16 protein-coding genes are annotated in these 18,314 nt (G+C 43.7%); 7 read left to right on the top strand and 9 right to left on the bottom strand.

Features of this window, described 5'->3' with window-relative positions; translation table 11 throughout:
• Positions 1-9 precede the first annotated feature (9 nt).
• On the bottom strand, positions 10-1,032 hold the full coding sequence (locus ACXACS_RS00670; RefSeq protein ID WP_474802863.1) for an aldose epimerase family protein: 1,023 nt from the start codon (positions 1,030-1,032) through the stop codon (positions 10-12).
• Between the two features lie 309 nt (positions 1,033-1,341).
• Here ACXACS_RS00670 and ACXACS_RS00675 point away from each other — a divergent pair, with 309 nt between their 5' ends.
• The gene (locus ACXACS_RS00675) at positions 1,342-2,343 is read left to right on the top strand and encodes a LacI family DNA-binding transcriptional regulator (protein ID WP_474802865.1); all 1,002 of its coding nucleotides are present in this window, start codon (positions 1,342-1,344) and stop codon (positions 2,341-2,343) included.
• 406 nt (positions 2,344-2,749) lie between these two features.
• On the opposite strand, the gene ACXACS_RS00680 is transcribed toward ACXACS_RS00675, so the two are convergent.
• Entirely contained in the window at positions 2,750-3,613 is an 864-nt protein-coding gene (locus ACXACS_RS00680; protein ID WP_474802867.1) for an alpha/beta hydrolase family protein, read from the bottom strand.
• A 210-nt stretch (positions 3,614-3,823) separates the two neighbouring features.
• Here ACXACS_RS00680 and ACXACS_RS00685 point away from each other — a divergent pair, with 210 nt between their 5' ends.
• Positions 3,824-4,432 carry a hypothetical protein gene (locus tag ACXACS_RS00685; protein ID WP_474802869.1) on the top strand — a complete coding sequence of 203 codons (609 nt, stop codon included), beginning with the start codon at positions 3,824-3,826 and terminating at the stop codon, positions 4,430-4,432.
• A 74-nt stretch (positions 4,433-4,506) separates the two neighbouring features.
• Here the strand turns inward: ACXACS_RS00685 and ACXACS_RS00690 are convergent, their stop codons facing one another.
• Positions 4,507-5,091: an HAD family hydrolase gene (locus tag ACXACS_RS00690; protein ID WP_474802871.1), complete on the bottom strand. Its 585-nt coding sequence runs from the start codon at positions 5,089-5,091 to the stop codon at positions 4,507-4,509.
• A gap of 68 nt (positions 5,092-5,159) precedes the next feature.
• Entirely contained in the window at positions 5,160-6,497 is a 1,338-nt protein-coding gene (locus ACXACS_RS00695) for an MFS transporter (protein WP_474802873.1), read from the bottom strand.
• Between the two features lie 380 nt (positions 6,498-6,877).
• On the opposite strand from ACXACS_RS00695, the gene uvrA reads away from it, so the two are divergent.
• Together uvrA and ACXACS_RS00705 are read left to right on the top strand one after the other, a co-directional pair.
• Positions 6,878-9,709, top strand: coding sequence for an excinuclease ABC subunit UvrA (gene uvrA / locus ACXACS_RS00700; protein ID WP_474802876.1), 2,832 nt, complete (start codon positions 6,878-6,880; stop codon positions 9,707-9,709).
• Between the two features lie 202 nt (positions 9,710-9,911).
• On the top strand, positions 9,912-10,079 hold the full coding sequence (locus tag ACXACS_RS00705; protein WP_474802878.1) for a hypothetical protein: 168 nt from the start codon (positions 9,912-9,914) through the stop codon (positions 10,077-10,079).
• A 64-nt stretch (positions 10,080-10,143) separates the two neighbouring features.
• On the opposite strand, the gene ACXACS_RS00710 is transcribed toward ACXACS_RS00705, so the two are convergent.
• Together ACXACS_RS00710 and ACXACS_RS00715 are read right to left on the bottom strand one after the other, a co-directional pair.
• Entirely contained in the window at positions 10,144-11,646 is a 1,503-nt protein-coding gene (locus ACXACS_RS00710; RefSeq protein WP_474802880.1) for an Hsp70 family protein, read from the bottom strand.
• 122 nt (positions 11,647-11,768) lie between these two features.
• Positions 11,769-12,509, bottom strand: coding sequence for a hypothetical protein (locus ACXACS_RS00715; protein WP_474802882.1), 741 nt, complete (start codon positions 12,507-12,509; stop codon positions 11,769-11,771).
• Between the two features lie 326 nt (positions 12,510-12,835).
• Here ACXACS_RS00715 and ACXACS_RS00720 point away from each other — a divergent pair, with 326 nt between their 5' ends.
• From ACXACS_RS00720 to ACXACS_RS00730, 3 genes are all read left to right on the top strand, one after another.
• Positions 12,836-14,707, top strand: coding sequence for a winged helix-turn-helix domain-containing protein (locus ACXACS_RS00720; RefSeq protein WP_474802884.1), 1,872 nt, complete (start codon positions 12,836-12,838; stop codon positions 14,705-14,707).
• 117 nt (positions 14,708-14,824) lie between these two features.
• The gene (locus ACXACS_RS00725) at positions 14,825-15,244 is read left to right on the top strand and encodes an acyl-CoA thioesterase (RefSeq protein WP_474802886.1); all 420 of its coding nucleotides are present in this window, start codon (positions 14,825-14,827) and stop codon (positions 15,242-15,244) included.
• A gap of 22 nt (positions 15,245-15,266) precedes the next feature.
• Positions 15,267-15,965, top strand: a complete 699-nt coding sequence (locus ACXACS_RS00730; protein ID WP_474802888.1) for a 2OG-Fe(II) oxygenase — start codon at positions 15,267-15,269, stop codon at positions 15,963-15,965.
• 19 nt (positions 15,966-15,984) lie between these two features.
• Here the strand turns inward: ACXACS_RS00730 and ACXACS_RS00735 are convergent, their stop codons facing one another.
• From ACXACS_RS00735 to ACXACS_RS00745, 3 genes are all read right to left on the bottom strand, one after another.
• Positions 15,985-16,470, bottom strand: coding sequence for a DUF3299 domain-containing protein (locus ACXACS_RS00735; protein WP_474802890.1), 486 nt, complete (start codon positions 16,468-16,470; stop codon positions 15,985-15,987).
• A 142-nt stretch (positions 16,471-16,612) separates the two neighbouring features.
• Positions 16,613-17,143: an inorganic diphosphatase gene (ppa, locus tag ACXACS_RS00740; RefSeq protein WP_014947861.1), complete on the bottom strand. Its 531-nt coding sequence runs from the start codon at positions 17,141-17,143 to the stop codon at positions 16,613-16,615.
• A 165-nt stretch (positions 17,144-17,308) separates the two neighbouring features.
• Positions 17,309-18,283 (bottom strand): class 1 fructose-bisphosphatase, encoded by a 975-nt coding sequence (locus ACXACS_RS00745; protein ID WP_474802894.1) that lies wholly within the window; start codon positions 18,281-18,283, stop codon positions 17,309-17,311.
• Positions 18,284-18,314 lie beyond the last annotated feature (31 nt).

The raw sequence follows: 18,314 nt of genomic DNA on the forward strand, positions 1-18,314 counted from the left end.
TCAGTGCGTTCACTCAGCGCTGAATTTATAACGAATCGTTTCCTCGTAAGTGTCACCCGGTTTTAGGAAACAATTCGGAAACGACAGTTTATTCGGGGCGTCGGGAAAATGCTGGGGTTCTAAACATAGAGCTCCTAGCTGATTACTGTCTTTTAAACTTCCCGTATAAAATTGCAGCCCCGGCAAGCTAGTAAATAACTCCATGGTCAAGCCAGTATCAGGCGCTTTCACAGTTGCTTGCGGACTATTTTCATGGGCAGGCTGAAGTACATAGTTATGGTCGTAGCCACCTACTCGGTCAAACAATGGATGTGAATTGTCTTGTTCAGCCCTTTCCTTTATTGCACGAAATGAAGTGAAATCAAGAGGTGTATCAGCGACATCAACTAAATCACCAGTTGGTAGCAGAGTACTATCTGCATCCGTCACCTTTTTTGCATCGATATGTAGCAGTGTACTACCCACTTTCTCATCGTTACTTAGTGTAAAGTAAGCATGCTGTGTAAAACTAAGGGGCGTTTCCTTATCTGTCGTTGCTTTGACTACAAGGGTTAACTCATTTTGCTGATTAAGCGTATAACACGCCTCAACACTAACATTTCCTGGAAAACCACCTTCGCCGTCTGGGCTTGATAAGGTGAATGTTACACTGGCACTCTCGGGGGATTCTTGGGTACTAGCTTGCCACAATTTTTTGTGAAAGCCGGCATGCCCTCCGTGAAGATTATGCTCTCCCCCGTTTTTATCTAACGTGTACTGCTGGCCATTTAAAGTAAATGTGCCATTCCCTATTCTATTAGCATAGCGCCCTACAATTGCACCGCGATAGCTAGGGTCATCAATATAGCCCTGCAACGTATCAAAGGTTTGAACACAGCTAATCAACTCGCCCTTCGCGTTGGGAAAATAGAGTTCCTTGATAATTCCACCATAGTTGAGCAAGGTAACTGACATCCCGTTGTCATTACTCAAAGTAAAAGCACTAACAGCTTTGCCACTTACTTCACCAAATGTCGATACGTTGATTTTCATAACAATTATTTTACCTTATCGGGTGCTCGATTAATTAATCTCGGGCAATTTTTCGTGCTCGCCTGCAAAGTTTTAGAATCGGTAGAGCGTTCAGAATTGCTAAAAGGTTATACGTTTTCCATTCTTTTTGACAGGGGTTTAGCGAAGAACTGCGTATGGTAAAACCACTTGATAGTTTTATCTATTGCTTGAGACGTGCCGCCATAGCACAGAAAGAGAGAATTTTACCTTTTTATGTAAATATAATGTACGCTATGCCAATCAGACCCCAAGGTCTTCAATGCATTAAAAAACAAAGTTAAAGAGAAAATGGCAACAATAAAAGATATAGCCCAAGCCGCTGGCGTTTCGTTAGCCACAGTATCTAGGGTTATCAATAACGGCCCAAAAGTAGGCAACGATACTCGACAACGCGTTAAAAAAATCATGGAAGAAATGGGCTACCGTCCTAACGCAAATGCACGGGCTCTCGTAACTAAACGCAGTGCCTCATTGGGTGTGGTTATTGCTGAACTCCACGATCCATTTTTCGCAATGTTAGCCCATGGTGTTGAATCCATAACGCGCAAAAATAACGTTCAAATACTATTAAGCGCGGGGTCAATTGAAAAAGAGACAGAGTTGCGCGCCATCGAAACCTTGTTAGAGCACCGTGTTGAAGCCATGGTTGTTCACAGCAAAGCTCTTGATGATAAGACGTTGATTGGCTTTGCTAACCAAGTACCAGGCTTTGTTCTAATTAACCGATACATCCCAGAAATCGCGAACCGCTGCGTATGGCTTGATAACGTGACCGGTGGCCGCCTTATGGCGGAATATGCAATCAACCAAGGGCATGAAAATGTAGCGGTAATAAGCAGCCAATACCGTATTGATGATCCGAATCATCGTCTCGAAGGAATCAGAAACGCCATCGATAGCGCAAAGCTTAGCTTACCTGAAAGCATGATTGAATACGCCACGCCTGATCAAGAAGGTGGAGAATTGGCAATGCAGAACCTGCTTGCCACAGGCGCTAAATTTACCGCTGTCTTGGCTTATAACGATGCGATGGCATCAGGTGCAATGACCATGTTACAGGATCACGGCATCTCAGTGCCCGAACAAGTATCTGTGATGGGGTATGACGATGTATTGCTAGCTAAATACTGTCGCCCTAAGTTAACTACGCTGCGTTACCCTGTAGAAATGATGGCTGCAAAGGCCGCTGAGCTTGCATTGAAGTACGCGTCGGGAAGTAAGCCAGAAGAAGGCTTAACCTTTAAATATACACCTACTGTTGTGAAGCGAGATTCCGTGGTACGAGTGTAGTCTTCGGTTATCTCGTAGTTGACGATAGTAACAAGTACCCGCCTGCGGCGGGTATTTTATTTATACAGTAATAAGCCAATTTGATGAGTGATTAATCGTAATTCGCCGCATCCTCGTGCAGCCGTGTTCTAAAAATTTCATGACATGAAACTATTGACAAAAATACGCGCTTGATCGTTATGCTCCAAACTTTTATCCCCAATAGAGAAAATTGCCTGATCCTGCACCAGGTTATGATCGAAAAACAGTAGGATCAGCAACAATGGCTCTACAGCGCTTGATTTAACTGACATTTCGTGATCCGACCAGAAAGCGCTTACGAGATCGTGATCTGTTGTTTTATATGGCTATTAACAGACTTACCAACAAGGTTTTCCACTATTTATCCACAGCAGGTAAGATTGGCTTATTGAGTGAATCTCGCTAAAAATTGTTTGTACTGTTCAATGGCATAGTCACTTTTTAACGTTGCGTTGTGTGTAGCTCCAGGAATGACGGAAATGTATTTCTCACTACTAGATGCATCTTCTAATAACTGCTGACTGATAGGATAAGGCGTTATCTTGTCTTCCTCTCCGACGACTAACCACAGTGGACCTTCATAGTGACGAAGAATAGGCGCGATTTGCATGCTATGAACTTCATCGTGAAGTTTCATATTAGTAAATGAATTAGAAAAACCTGGCACCATGTTGGCGATAAGGTCTGAAATATTATTGAAAGCCCCGTCTAATACCAAAGCATCTATTGATCTATTAGCAGCAACATAGCTTGCGAAATAACTCCCTATGCCTCGCCCGTGAACAATAGTGGAAATTGAAGCATCAAATGCACTTTCGACATAATCAAATTGAGTTAACGCGTCTTGCTTGATAGCGTTAATGCTTAGGCTCTTCGCTTTATCGCTAGCCCCTACTCCCTGATAATCAAGCCACAATATATTAGCAGGCAGCTTACCCAGTCTATGAATAACACTATTATTTTCACTTACCGGCATACGATTGTCCGCGAAGAAAACAATGTTAACAATAGGGTCAGGGTATGAAACGGCAACACCTCTTAGGGTTAATCCGGCTTCATTTTTAACTTCAACACGGGTTATGCCCGCTGAAGTTTTATCTTTTTGAATAGCAGCGTGCAGCTTTGTAGTATCAAGAGGCTTTTGCTGTGTGTCTTGATAAAAAAAGGCCGAAGGGGAAACGTTAATTGCACACCCTATTAATGAAACACTTGCAAGTACACTGATTACTGCGTTTTTAAAGGTCATCATTTAAGAACTGTCCGTGTTGATTGAAAGTAGGGAAATTTATAATAAACCTATAAGTTATCGTTCGTTGCGTAGCTGAACAAATCTTATACTCTGCTACGCTAAACAGACTGTAACAGTTTGCAACAGTTGTTAGGTTTATTCACGTTACAAATTTTCTTATACTTGAGTCTATATTACTGCCATAAGCTTTCCATAAGAAAAATTAAAATAATGAAAAATAGAGCATTTTTCTCACCCCGCATTGTGCCATCAGCACGCATGTTTGTTGCCTGCTGCACTCTACTTTTGCTCGCTGCTTGTGAGTCTACGCAATCCGAATTCGATTCTTCACTAATACCCGAGTCGCAAAAGGCCGATTATCGACTGACAATGTCTAAAGCGAAGGCTTGCCCGGTTAATTTAGCGGAGCTTATCGATACTCGATCCAGCAAAGATTTGTTAGTGGGGAGCAGTAACGTCACTGAAGATGCTCTTTATACGCTGCTGCAGCAAAGCCTAGAGCAAATGAATGTAAGCCCTGACATTGATGCAAGTAATAGCGTGAAAGTTGGGCTTAATCGCGCTTTCGTAAAAAGCTTGGGAAGTAATTTGGTTGCTACAGTTGTACTTAATGTTAGATACAAACCTGACTATGCTGAGGAGTATTCACCCGTTACTGTTTTTAGAGGCAAAAGCATGAGCGTGAATGTCAGTGAAGAAAAGAGCAATCAAATTGCTATCGATGCTATGAAAACCGCCATTGAAGATGCCACCAAACGTATAAAGTCGTCACTTTTACATAACTGTGGCGATGCGCTAAGTGAACTAGAGGCGGTATAAGCCTAAGAAACTGTATAGTGAACGCGGTTGAGTGAGCGTAAGCCCTAAGATCGAACTTTCAATCAAGGTAAGATTTAGTAGATAAGCCGCCTGTTATCGACCATAAAGCACGCCATGCCGCCGTCGAGGGCCGCTCTTCTACCCATGTCTGTATCTTCAAACACCACACAATGCTGCGGTGCTACACCCATTAATTCTGCCGCACGCACAAAGGTTTCAGGGTGAGGTTTACCTTTAGTCACATCATCTGCCGTTACCAGCGCAGATAATTGTTCTAATAAACCATGTTCGTTTAATACCCATTGTGCATGTTGCCTTTCTGAGCCTGTCCCCACTGCAATGGGCATACTTCCCTTATAGTGATTAAACACATCCAGGGTATCTTGAATAAGCCTTGGCACATGATCTAGCCCTTCAAAGGCCTGTTTTTTATATGAAGCAACCTGCGCAGGATCATGGCTTTTGCCATACTTAGCATTCATAAGATGCACTGTTTCGAAGGTAGGAACTCCACCTAAACTATGTTGATAGTCAGGGTCGAAGGGGTAGTCGAACGCGTGGCAGGTCAACTGCCAGGCATCAATATGCGCGCCCATTGAATCAACCAGGGTGCCATCCATGTCAAAAATAATAGCTTTATAACGGCTTAGGTCAATCATGGTGCTCACTTCCTTTTTAAAAGATTGGGTGATACTAACTTATCTTGGTATTTAACGTACTGCCTCCATTATGCTGACAGTACGTCTCGCGCTTTTACCGCATCAAAGTCACGGTTCACCTTAAGATATACCGCATTATTTTGACCGTTTAATGTTACTTCCAGCACACCTGGCACCAACATTAATTCTGACTCGATTGCGGAGGCTTTTGAATTATCAAATTCAGCGTTCATCATCACACGCTTTACTCGGCTCACTTCCTTCACGCCATAAATAATGAAAAGCCAAAGCAGAGTACTGGCAGCGCCGATGCCATACGCTAGTTCTTGCGACCAAATATCGGTAACGAAACCTGAAATTACACCACCTAAAAACGCGCCAAAAAACTGAAAACTAGCGTAAAGCCCCATGGCCGTTCCTTTTTGTCCGGCAGGCGCAATGCTCGACACCAATGCAGGAAAATTCGCTTCTAAATAATTAAAGCCAGTAAAGAAAAGAACAACGGCTGTGGTAACCCACCACCAGCTTTGGTCTTCTAAGCTAAGTGCTAAAAACGCGCCGCCCATTAACACTACACCGGTTAAAAGAAGCGATTTAGGCGTACGGCCTCTTGCTGCTCCCATCATAATGATTAGACCAACAATTGACGCACCAAGTACAGGTAAGTAAATCGTCCAGTGGCTATCTAGCGTCATATCAAAGTTCAGTAGCGTGACGGGCAGTTGTACAAACAGTAGCGTAATCAGCATGTGCAGAATCATTACGCTGACATTTAAACGCCACAACTGTGAAGAGAAGATTAAGCGCTTTAGCTGGTCTTTTTGCGGAAGGGTATCACCACTACTAAGTTGCACACCGTTTGGCACTACCCATTTAACCAGCGGCATGCAAAGAATGGCCAGAATACCAGTAATACCAAACACGCCGGCAAGCCCGTAGCTGTTAGCAATAAGAGGCCCTAAGATAACGGCTAAATAGAAAGAAAACCCAATAGCAATACCTATGATGGCTAACACTTTGGCTCGCTGACTTTCCCGGCTGACATCGGTAGCTAGCGCCATTATCGCACCTGCAATAGCCCCAGCACCTTGAAGAATACGCCCAACAATCATCATGGCCATACTGTCAGCGTTGGCTGCTACAAAGCTTCCCAATGCAAACACGGCTAACCCTAGCAAAATAACGGGTTTACGCCCCCATTTGTCAGACATCATGCCCATAGGAATTTGCAGCGCAGCCTGGGTTAGGCCATATCCACCCACGGCAAGCCCCACCAATAGCGGTGAGTAATCCGGGTAGTCCATCGCGGCCACAGCCAATACAGGCATAACCATGAACAACCCCATCATGCGTAATACGTAAACGGAGGCGAGTGCAAGCGCGGCGCGTAATTCCAAAGCGTTCAAAGCGTCTGTTTCCCTCAATAAATAAAATCAAAAAAACATAAAAGCGCGCAGAGAACACTTGTTTCTGCAGCATCAAGAATAAGGTCGCGAAGTGTAGCATAAATTGCACTTACACCCACTTACCTTAAATTCGATTAATACAATTTGCATTTTCTTCAACTCGCGAGGTTGATTTAGCCTTTTCACGCCACTCTTTTTTCAAACAGGGGTTTAAAAGTGGGGATAAAATCACCATTTTACAATGTAGTTTCGTTAGTTCTAATCGTAAGCTTGGGCCTGTAAGGTGATCTGCTTACTCCACTCACAGTATAACTTGAATGTCATATCACTTTACTTGACACCTATGGCATACTGATTCTTTTTCTCTCATTTAGGCTTCAATGGATAAAATCGAAATTCGCGGTGCTCGCACCCACAACTTGAAAAACATCGATTTAACACTGCCACGAGACAAACTGGTGGTGATAACCGGCCTTTCTGGCTCGGGTAAATCGTCTCTTGCATTTGACACGCTATATGCGGAAGGTCAGCGTCGTTACGTTGAATCTTTGTCTGCGTATGCCCGTCAGTTTCTATCTATGATGGAAAAACCTGATGTTGATCATATTGAGGGTTTATCACCAGCAATATCCATTGAACAGAAATCAACATCGCACAATCCGCGCTCCACCGTGGGTACAATTACAGAGATTTACGACTACCTACGTTTGATGTTTGCCCGCGTAGGCACACCACGTTGCCCTGAGCACGATGTGCCCCTGGACGCACAAACGGTTAGTCAAATGGTAGATAGAGTGTTAGCCATGCCAGAAGGCAGTAAGCTGATGCTGCTCGCGCCCATCGTTAAAGAGCGCAAAGGTGAGCACGTTAAGACACTGCAAAACCTCTCTGCACAAGGCTTTATTCGCGCGCGTATCGACGGTGAGGTTTGCGACTTATCCGATCCTCCGCCACTGGATTTGCACAAGAAGCACACCATTGAAGTTGTGGTTGACCGCTTTAAAGTGCGTGACGATATGGCACTGCGTTTATCAGAATCATTTGAGACAGCGCTAAGCCTTGCTGGTGGTAACGCGGTAGTGGCTGATATGGACGACAAAGACGCAGAAGAAATAGTGTTTTCTGCTAACTTTGCCTGTCCTCACTGTGGCTACAGCATTAGTGAACTTGAACCACGTCTGTTTTCATTTAATAACCCAGCGGGTGCCTGCCCAACTTGTGACGGGCTAGGTACAAGACAGTTTTTTGACCCAGCACGCGTTGTCGGCAATACCGAATTGAGTTTGTCTGGCGGCGCTATTCGCGGATGGGATAAGCGTAGTTACTACTATTTCCAAATGCTGCAGGCAGTAGCAGACCATTATAAGTTTAGCCTTACCGTGCCATTTGAAGAACTCGATAAAAAGCACCAAGACATTGTGCTGTATGGTTCAAAAGGCAAGTCGCTGTCGTTTAAATATATAAACGAGCGTGGCGACGTGATGGAGCGTAAGCATCCATTTGAGGGTATTATCCCTAATATGGAACGCCGCTACCGTGAAACCGAGTCGAACTCGGTGCGCGAAGAGCTAGCAAAATATTTAAGCCAGCAGCACTGCAGTAGCTGCAACGGCACGCGTTTACGTGTTGAAGCACGCAATGTGTTTATCCAAGATACTAATCTGCCAGCCATTGCCGAGATGTCGATTGCTGATGCTTACGGCTTTTTCGAGACACTCAACCTTGAAGGCCAACGTGCTCAGATAGCCGAAAAGATTTTGAAAGAAATCATGGACCGCTTAAGCTTTTTGGTGAATGTAGGCCTAAATTATCTTTCTATGTCGCGCAGTGCCGACACCTTATCCGGTGGTGAAGCCCAACGTATTCGACTAGCAAGTCAAATTGGCGCAGGCCTCGTTGGCGTAATGTACGTACTCGATGAACCGTCCATCGGTCTTCATCAGCGAGATAACGAACGATTACTCGGCACACTTACGCGTTTGCGCGACCTAGGCAACACGGTATTGGTTGTAGAGCACGACGAAGATGCAATCCGCGAAGCCGATTACATTGTGGATATTGGCCCGGGTGCTGGTGTACACGGTGGTGAAATTATTGCCGAAGGTTCACTTGAAGATATAACAAACAGTGAAGACTCACTTACCGGAAAATACTTATCTGGTAGAGAGAAGATTGAAATCCCTGCAACACGCACACCGGTGAAAGACGACAAGTGGCTAGAACTTTTAGGCGCTACAGGCAACAACTTAAAATCTGTTGATTTGCGTATACCTACCGGCGTAATGACCTGTGTAACCGGCGTATCTGGCTCGGGTAAATCAACGCTGATTAACGATACCTTCTACAAAATTGCCCAGCGCGAGTTGAACAAGGCGACCACTTCTGAACCGGCGCCGCATAAGTCGATGACCGGATTAGATCAACTCGACAAAGTGGTCGATATTGATCAAAGCCCTATCGGCAGAACACCGCGCTCTAACCCGGCGACTTACGCTGGTATTTTCACACCTATTCGTGAAATGTTTGCCGGAACACAAGAGTCGCGTTCACGAGGTTACAAGCCTGGCCGCTTTAGCTTTAACGTAAAAGGCGGTCGCTGTGAGGCATGTCAGGGCGATGGTGTAATTAAAGTAGAAATGCACTTTTTGCCAGACGTGTACGTGCCTTGTGATGTATGTCAGGGCAAACGCTATAATCGTGAAACCCTAGAGATAAAGTACAAAGATAAGAACATTCACGAAGTGTTAGAAATGACCGTGGAAGATGCCCGTCAGTTCTTCGATGCTATACCGGCTATTTCACGTAAATTGCAGACGCTGATGGATGTGGGTTTGTCTTATATCCGACTTGGCCAAGCCGCTACTACGTTATCTGGTGGTGAAGCGCAACGAGTAAAATTGGCGAAAGAGTTGTCAAAAAGAGACACTGGGCAGACCCTTTACATCTTGGATGAGCCGACTACAGGTTTGCACTTCCACGATATTAAGCAGTTGTTAACCGTACTCCACCGACTGCGCGATCACGGTAATACCGTTGTGGTTATTGAGCACAACCTGGATGTAATTAAAACCGCAGACTGGATTGTTGACCTCGGACCGGAAGGCGGATCCGGAGGTGGCCAGATTATTGCAGAAGGAACTCCTGAGCATGTGGCACAACAAGAAGTTTCACATACAGGTCGTTTTCTGAAACCCATGCTCACACAAGCTTGAGCCAGTTATGATGTAAATTCTTAGGCATTAAGCGCACGATTTCTTCTTGCGAGTTGTTGTGAAATTTACACTTCAATTTGTAAAAAGTGCGCGTTGATGCTTATTTACACGTTTTTTACGCTGGTCAGAGCTTGTTTTGGCAAATCATACGTTACGATGATTTATGTGAATTTTGCAGTAAGAATTGCTGGAGCGAAACCCAATGACTCAAACGCCACCACTAGCCTTAGTTAAGACTTGGTACCACTTACTTTCATCATCTGAAGATAACGATGTGAAAGCGCGCGCACAAGAAATGCTGTTAAATGCTTTCGAGTCGCCAGAAGCCATCGCAGTTTTTTTGAAAGAACACAATATTCTTAAGCACTGATCAAAAAAGCCTTAGCGTAGTAGGCGTAACTACGCTAAGGCTTAGTGTTTAATTATAGACGATATTAAGCGTGCTTAGCCGCTTGAATTGCTAATCCTTCGCACACCGAGTTGAATGCATCGTTTTCTAATCGAGGCAGCCCCGTAAGCAGTTTTTCATAGAGTGCATCAACGACAATAGGCGATAAACTCATACCACCCGTTATCATTACCACCTCTGGTTTTTCACTGCTGTTTTCCAAACATTCCACCACTAGTGCTTTCACTTTATCTAGCCAAGGTTTTAACGCCTTTTTAAGTGAATCCTGTGAGATCTCTACATCAAAGTCGTCTTCAATATAGTGCAGCGGCAGCGTAATGTTTTGCTTGCTCGAAAGCAGTTCTTTGGCTAATCGAGCTGAGTTTACGACTCGAGCAGACAACTTGTTCTCTTGCACGATAAGCAAACGCTCTAATTGGGCCGGCTCTTTAATTACAGACATGGTTTGAGAAATATCTAACCCGTAGTCATCAGAGAAAAAGCGCGTAAGCGCTGGAATGTTGTCAACTGCGCACATATCAGAAAAATAGGTAGGCGGAACAGGAAGCCCGTTCATCATTTTAAGGCCCATACCCATTTCAGGCGCTATGCCTTTAAGAACTAAGCTTTTATCACAATCCATACCGCCTAAACGTCGGCCTGTTACCGCTAGCACATCATCTTTACGGTCAAGCTGATTGGAACGCTCAGGTGAGAGCTTAATACAGCAAATATCTGTGGTCCCCCCACCAATATCTACAATCAGCGTGGTAGTGTCTTTTGGTAAGGTTTGTTCAATCTTATAAGCTGCAGCAATAGGTTCATCCAAGAAGTTAACACCTGAAAACCCAGCATTAGTTGCCGCTTCAGTCATAATTTGAATGGCTTGTGCGTTGCCCTCTTCACCGCGGGTGCCGTGAAATTTCACAGGTCTGCCGATAACCGCATTGTTTACCACCTTGCCTAACTGCTGCTCGGCACACTGTTTAAAGTAAGCTAGCTGCTTAGCAATAATACCGATGAACGCCTGTTTTTGGTCGCCATCTAGCGATGCGCCTAAAAAGTTCTTAGGTGAATAGATAAGTCGGCCTTTGTCCGGCATTTTAAGAAAGCGTCTAAACCCTTCTTCACCAAACGCAAACTTGCCGTGCTCTACTAAACGCAGCAAAGGAATCTCGTCTAGCGACATAGCGTGCATTAACTGCTGAATCGCTTTGCGTTGAAGGGCGGGCTTGTTATGAAGGTCACCACGCAGCGAGTCAATTCGGCTGCTATACATCGCCTGCTCTTTCGGGTCTTTTGCCGAATAATAGCCGTCTTTGGCTTTATCTATCTGTTCGCTGATCACTCGCTGTAACTGCGCAACTTTCGCCTCCACCATAGCATCAGGAGGCGGTGGCAGTTCATCCTCAAAATAGATGAACACCGAAGAACGGATTTTGTTGCCTTTCTTATCTAGCGGGTCAAGTTTGATGTGCTGATGGGCCGCTCCATCAAAATACACAACCTCAGAATTTGATGTACCGTAGTCAATCCCAATCGCAGTCATAGTATGTTCGCTCAAAAAGTTAGAAGCGGATTGTAGTGCAAAAGCCTTTAGAGGTCACACTATGAGGACTAACAAGAAAAGAAAAAGGGGCGAACGCCCCTTCTTAGATGAATATTTTGTAATTAGTTTGGAGCAATAGGAGCTGGCGATAAATAACCTTCGTTATTAAATATTTCTCCAGAGTCCTGCCAAGGAGCAGAGTTCAGTCTCGGGTAGCCTTCCACATATTTAATTTCAGCTTGCGATACTTGTTTTATTTTTCTAACAACATCTAACACTGTTTTTTCGGCCCACTCTTCAGGCGTACCTGCAATTGCATATGCCGCCTCCCGTGCTAGGCCAGTCACACCAAGAAAACCACCGCCCTCTTTTTTAGTATAGTTGGCGTAAACATCAAGTGCGTAACCACCTTGATACTTCCATAGACATAGGTTGAAAGACATGTTGAATGCATTGTCAGCATTCTTTTGAGCAGTTGCTGTCCAAACAGCCCCTTCACATGAAGCAGTTTTGAGAGCATTACCAATAGATGAATTCATTTTCAATGCCAAACTCATCATTCCATTTGCGTTGCCAAAGGCCGAAGTTCCATCTACAGGTTTAAATCTTCCAGGCTTCTCTGGCAGATCTCCCATTACGATAGGGTTGCGCTCGTCTGCTGAGGAAACATTAGCACCTAACCCATCGCTGGCAGCCTCTGTTACCACATATCTATCAGCATTAGTTTTGATGTCAAAAACTCTGTATAACTCAATACTTTTGTTTTTCTCAATTGAAGCGTTGTTAACTGTTGCACAGCCACTTAATACGAATGCTGCTGCAACAGCTCCTATACCAACTTTTTTCATTTTCCAAGTTTCCATGTTCTAATTTTCATTTTGAGCAAAAGACGTAGTTTTGAAGTTGTTGACCACTTCTTTTTGATGTTTCTATTTATCAACTTTTTAAGTCTTTTCTAACCGCTAAAGCACACACTTATTTTTTAATGTTAGTGGTGGGACCTAATATCTGAGGTTTAAAGGTAGTTTCGTAGTTAATTGTTGTGAACTTCTGTGATAAAGTGTGAAATTAAATAGTTATCAGTAGCTTACACGCTCATCATTTGAGCGATATTTTTGACGGTGATATTGAGAAAAGTCGCTTTTCTCCAGTAAGAATGTAGTAAATGTATTTAATAAATGGATTTAGGGTGGCCGATGATTTAAGTCATGCCACAAAAAATGGATGTAAAATTGTATTTTCCTTTCATGAACAGGCAGCACTGAACGCCTTCTTTAATTCAGATAATGGCTTCGTGAGTACACAGACTTTAGAAGCCGAAGTATGGGAACAAAGAGTTGTTACTCATAACTCCGTTAGACGTCTCATCAGTGATTTAAGAAAAAAGTTCTGTGCTAAAGATAACTTTAAAAATTTGAGAGGCAGGGGTTACCAGCTAGATTTCGAACTTCTCGACATTGAGCATCCCCAGAAGCGCCCTATTTCTCAAAAGCAGATCTTCTTTGCCTTGTTTTCTCTTGTGATATGTTCATTATGTGTATTTATCATATACGAATATAGACAACTCGACTCTTCAACTATTAGTCAAGCGCTCACTAAACAAACCGTTTTTTCATCTGACGAGTACATTGTAGATTACGATAAGTTTGGCGAGGCTTACTTTGTAACTACAAGAGACAAAAGTACGTCCTCTATTTTTAAAACCCGCAACCGCCAAAACACCCTGATCCGACACGCAAATTATCCCGGAGCCTTTAGAGGTTTAGAAATTAGCAACGGGGGAAAAACAGTTATCCATGTAGTCGAAGATGGTCAGTGTAAGATCAATATATATGAGAAACCTATTGAAAATCTGATTGACGTAATACCTTGCAATCGACAAAACGCTTTTCCTTCATTTGACTGGATAGATGAAAATAAATTTTGGATAACTTTTAACCTTAATAAAAGCGACTCGATAAAGCCTTTCATTTACGACCTGAAAACAAGGCGATTAGAAACTCAAGAAGATGTTATTGGCTTTCCCGCAAATTCACCTTTTTACATTGATGGATTCATTAAGGCTTACCGCCATGGCTTATTCTCTCTTAGGGAAGATCACTTAAAGCAAACAAAGCTCATATACTTAAAAGATAGGCAGCAGAGAACAATCTTCGAATATGCTGCAACCCCATATTCAATTGCATTGTCCGAGGACTCACTTTTTTATACTGGTAACCATAATGAATTATTCCAATTGAGACTGGAAGATAACGTTCTTGATCAAAGTATTGAGCCATCTTTATTTCTTGCATCACAGGCGGTAAAAATCGACGATCCTCTTTTCCTTGACGGTAACCTTCATCTGACTCTCGGAAATGCTTCGCAAGAATTCATTACAAGCTATTCTCAAAAATACGAATTTCATTTAGAAGATGGGGTTCGAGATTTCACGTATACAGACGATACACTTTCCATTATGGGCCTCACTCACTTTGGCTATGTTATTGAGCAGAGAAAAAACGGTGACGTATCAAAACTGCAATATATTGAAACCGAGAAATCATTAAGACACTTAGCATTCTTCGAAAATGATATATATCTAGCTGGTGCGTCTGGGGTTTGGAAGTTAAAAGATAAAGAACTCTTTGAAGTTGCTGACCTTGATGTTATTGATATCATTTCTAACGGTAATTGCATGATATTAGAAGCGTCTAGCGGAATTTATTCATTTGCAAAATCACTTGGCACTTTCAATAAGATCGCGTCTCAAGGCGAGCGTATATTTTCGGCGCATGAAGGTTGCATGTACGTAGATAACGTATCAAATACGATTAGGAATGAAAAACGGGAATTCGTCGCTACACCAACAATGCAAAAACGTATCTTTGAATATAAAGGAAAGCTTCACCACTGGTATAGCGAGGGAGAAGTAACTCACATCGTTGACCTCTCTACTAACCTTAAAGTGGCTACACTACAATCTAGAGCGTTGCTAAAGCGCGTAATTGGATATAAAGGCGACATCCTATATGCGGCGCAATCGGGCGTGAATACATCAATAATTAAGTTAGGATTGTAACGCTTCTTAGTTATGAGAAAGCTTTCATAAAGAACATACATGATTTTTCAATACTGAAAAGTACACTCCATAGTGCTAGAGTGGAAACCAAACTTATAACAATGCCTACAAATAATTATGAGTAATACAGCACCACTTATCACTTCTTTCGACGTGCGTTTTTGCGAAACCGATGCTTTGCAACATGTTAGTAATACGGCACTAGTTGCGTGGTTTGAAGCAGCTAGAGAGCCCATTTTTAGAATGTTTACGCCTGAGCTAGACTTACAAAACTGGCCGCTAATTTTAGCCAGCTACAAGGTCGATTTTTTAGCTCAAATTTTTTATGGAAAAACAGTTACGGTGAAAACCTACATTAGTCGGTTGGGAAACAGTGCATTCGACGTGTTTCAGGAGCTTTGGCAAGACGACAAGCTATGCTCAACTGGCGTGACTACTATGGTACATTTTGACTATAAAACACAGCGCTCTGCGCCTATCCCGGATAAAGTGAAGTCGGAACTGCAGTCACACTTTAAAGAACTACCCACTAAGTAATAAAGCGCAGTACGAGGTACCCATGAGCGATTTAATTGAAGTTATTGATGATGTGTTACCCCCAGAGCTGTGCTCGCAGCTTATGGCGCGCTTTGAAAGCAGCCCTAATTTGAGTCAAGGCCGCACTGGCGGTGGTGTAGATTTAGATAAAAAGCGCAGCATGGATGTGTCCATAAGCCGAAGCCCGGAATTTAAAGACTTATTTCAGCAAGTGATGCAGCACACCGGAAAGCAGCTGGTTGCCTATATTGAAAAGTACTATTTTGCGCTTGTTGGGCCTATTGGCCTAACCGTACGCCACCCCAAAGCCGGCGAGCCGGTAAAAGTTACTGGGGAAAACTTTGAAGAAGTGGGTAAGCCAAATTTAGCCAACCTGGTTAACTACCTATTCCGAGTAGGCGATGTTAATGCGCAGCGATACACCGCAGGTAACGGTGGCTACCCCTACTGGCACTCAGAAGTGTACCCGCAGCTTCAACATAACGATGCGCTGCACCGCGTGCTGCTGTTTATGTACTACTTAAATGATGTGGACGAAGGCGGCGAAACAGAATTTTACTATCAAAACCGTGCGGTCAAGCCCAAAGCAGGCAGAATGGTGATTGCGCCCGCCTATTTTACTCACACGCACCGCGGCCAAATTCCAAAAAGTAACGACAAGTACATTCTAACGTCGTGGCTTCTATTTAACCGCGCTGAACAAATTTATACGCAGGGCTAGCCAACTCGGCTAGCTATCTTTAAAACCCTTCGACTGCTTCGCCGGTCAAACGATAACCTACAGATGCGATATCGCCTTTCCAGCCGTCAGTCGACAGTTCGCCGGTTACCCAAATCGCGTCGTAAATATTGTCTATGCGCACACCTTCTTCAAACTTTACGTACACAATTTGATTCGAAGGCGGTGGTGGTACGTGAATACAGGCGCCAAAATACGGAACGAGTAAGAACTCGGTAGTAAGCTCAGCGGTACCTTCTAGCGGCACAACGAACCCAGGTATTTTTACACGCTTTCCGTCAAAGGTATCGACCACTGGTGCATCAGGCTGAAGCTGACTCATTTCACCATTGTGTTGAACTGAAGGTGGCGCGAGCTCATTAAAGCCTTCAGGCACTAGGTCTTCCCAATATACTTCTACGGGAGCTTCATCTGCCAGAGCGTTGAAGCTTACAACCATCAGTATTACAGCAAATAATGAAGGCATGGATAATTTATGGTGGATCATACTGCTCTCTATCGTTGAGTATTTTGTTAGCTTTTTTTGTATAGGCTTTTGCTTTTCGTTTTCAATCTTCACTTTTAGACCACATACAAAAAGGGCCGGTATTTCACCAGCCCTTTGTATCATCAATTTAAAGCAGCGTGAATTATTCTGCTTCGAAACGCGCGATGCTTGCGGTAATTTCTTCTTTTGCAGCTGCAGCGTCTGCCCAACCGTCAATCTTCACCCACTTGCCTTCTTCAAGATCTTTATAGTGCTCGAAGAAGTGCTCGATTTGCTTAAGAAGAAGCGGAGGTACGTCTGCAATTTCTTTAACGTCACGATAGATAGTAGAAAGCTTATCTACTGGTACCGCTAGTACTTTTGCATCTTTACCAGACTCGTCAGTCATGTTTAGTACGCCAACTGGACGACACTTAATGACAGAACCTGCAAGTAGTGGGAACGGAGTCATCACTAATACGTCAACTGGGTCGCCGTCTTCAGACAAGGTGTTGTTCACGTAACCGTAGTTAGTTGGATAGTGCATGCAAGTTGCCATGAAACGGTCAACAAATAGCGCGCCAGTGTCTTTGTCTACTTCGTACTTCACCGGGTCAGCGTGTGCTGGAATCTCAATGATTACGTTCACTTCATCTGGTACATTTTTACCAGCAGAAATAGCACTCAAGCTCATTCTTAGGTCCTTTCAATAATGGATTAAAAATTTTGGTCGTAAGTATACGGTGACAACAGCAAAATAAAAACGCTTTACGACCCATGTCGTACTAATCTCTTTATTTTTCATTAAATTTTGCTGCTTTTTAATAAAAAATGGCCCTTCAGGGCCATTTTTTCGCTACTACGCTTTGTCGTTGTAGCTTAAGCACATATCAACTTCGTCTTTCGAGCCGATAATGCAAGGTACGCGCTGGTGAATTTCTTCAGGCATTACTTCTAGAATTCGGCCTGCGCCCGTTTCAGCTTTACCACCAGCTTGCTCCATCAAAAATGCCATTGGGTTTGCTTCGTAAAGCAAACGCAATTTGCCTGGCTTAGACGGGTCTCTGTTATCAAACGGGTACATAAAGATGCCACCACGACAAAGTAAACGATGAATATCACCCACCATAGCCGCTACCCAGCGCATGTTAAAGTCTTTGCCACGAGGACCTTCTTTACCTGCTAGCAGGTCAGCAACATACGCCTGCATTGCCGGTTCCCAATGACGCTGGTTCGACGCGTTAATTGAGAACTCAGAGGTTTCTTCAGGCACTTGAATATTCGGGTGAGTCAGTAGGAAGCCACCGTGAGTTTTATCAAGGGTATAGATGTGCGTACCGCGACCTGTAGTTAGCGCTAGCATCGTAGACGGGCCATAAAGCACATAACCTGCTGCAACCATTTGTGTGCCTGGCTGCAAGAACGCAGACGGATCATCTGGCTTCATCCACTGCGGTGCATGGGTGATAGAGAAAATAGTACCAATTAGGCTATTAATTTCAGTGTTTGACGAGCCATCTAGCGGGTCGAAGCTTACTAGATAGTTACCTTCCGGATTGCACGGAACAACATCGTCTTCTTCTTCAGACGAGATGGCTTTAACGTAACCAGATTCCCTTAGCGTATCCTTTAGAATGTGGTTTGAGATAACGTCGAGCTTTTTCTGCGTTTCGCCCTGTACGTTTTCTGAAAGAGTCGAACCAAGCACGCCAGCAAGTGCGCCTTGACTCACGCGGAAAGAAATTTCTTTACAGCCCGCTAGCAGTGTACGAATGAGTAGTATTAACTCAAGCGGTGCACCGTCTTGTTGCAATTGGGAATTTAAACGTTTCATTGAATATAAGCCTTTTTTTATTTGTAGGGTG

It is taken from the genome of Alteromonas sp. AWM4_230, assembly GCF_056158305.1.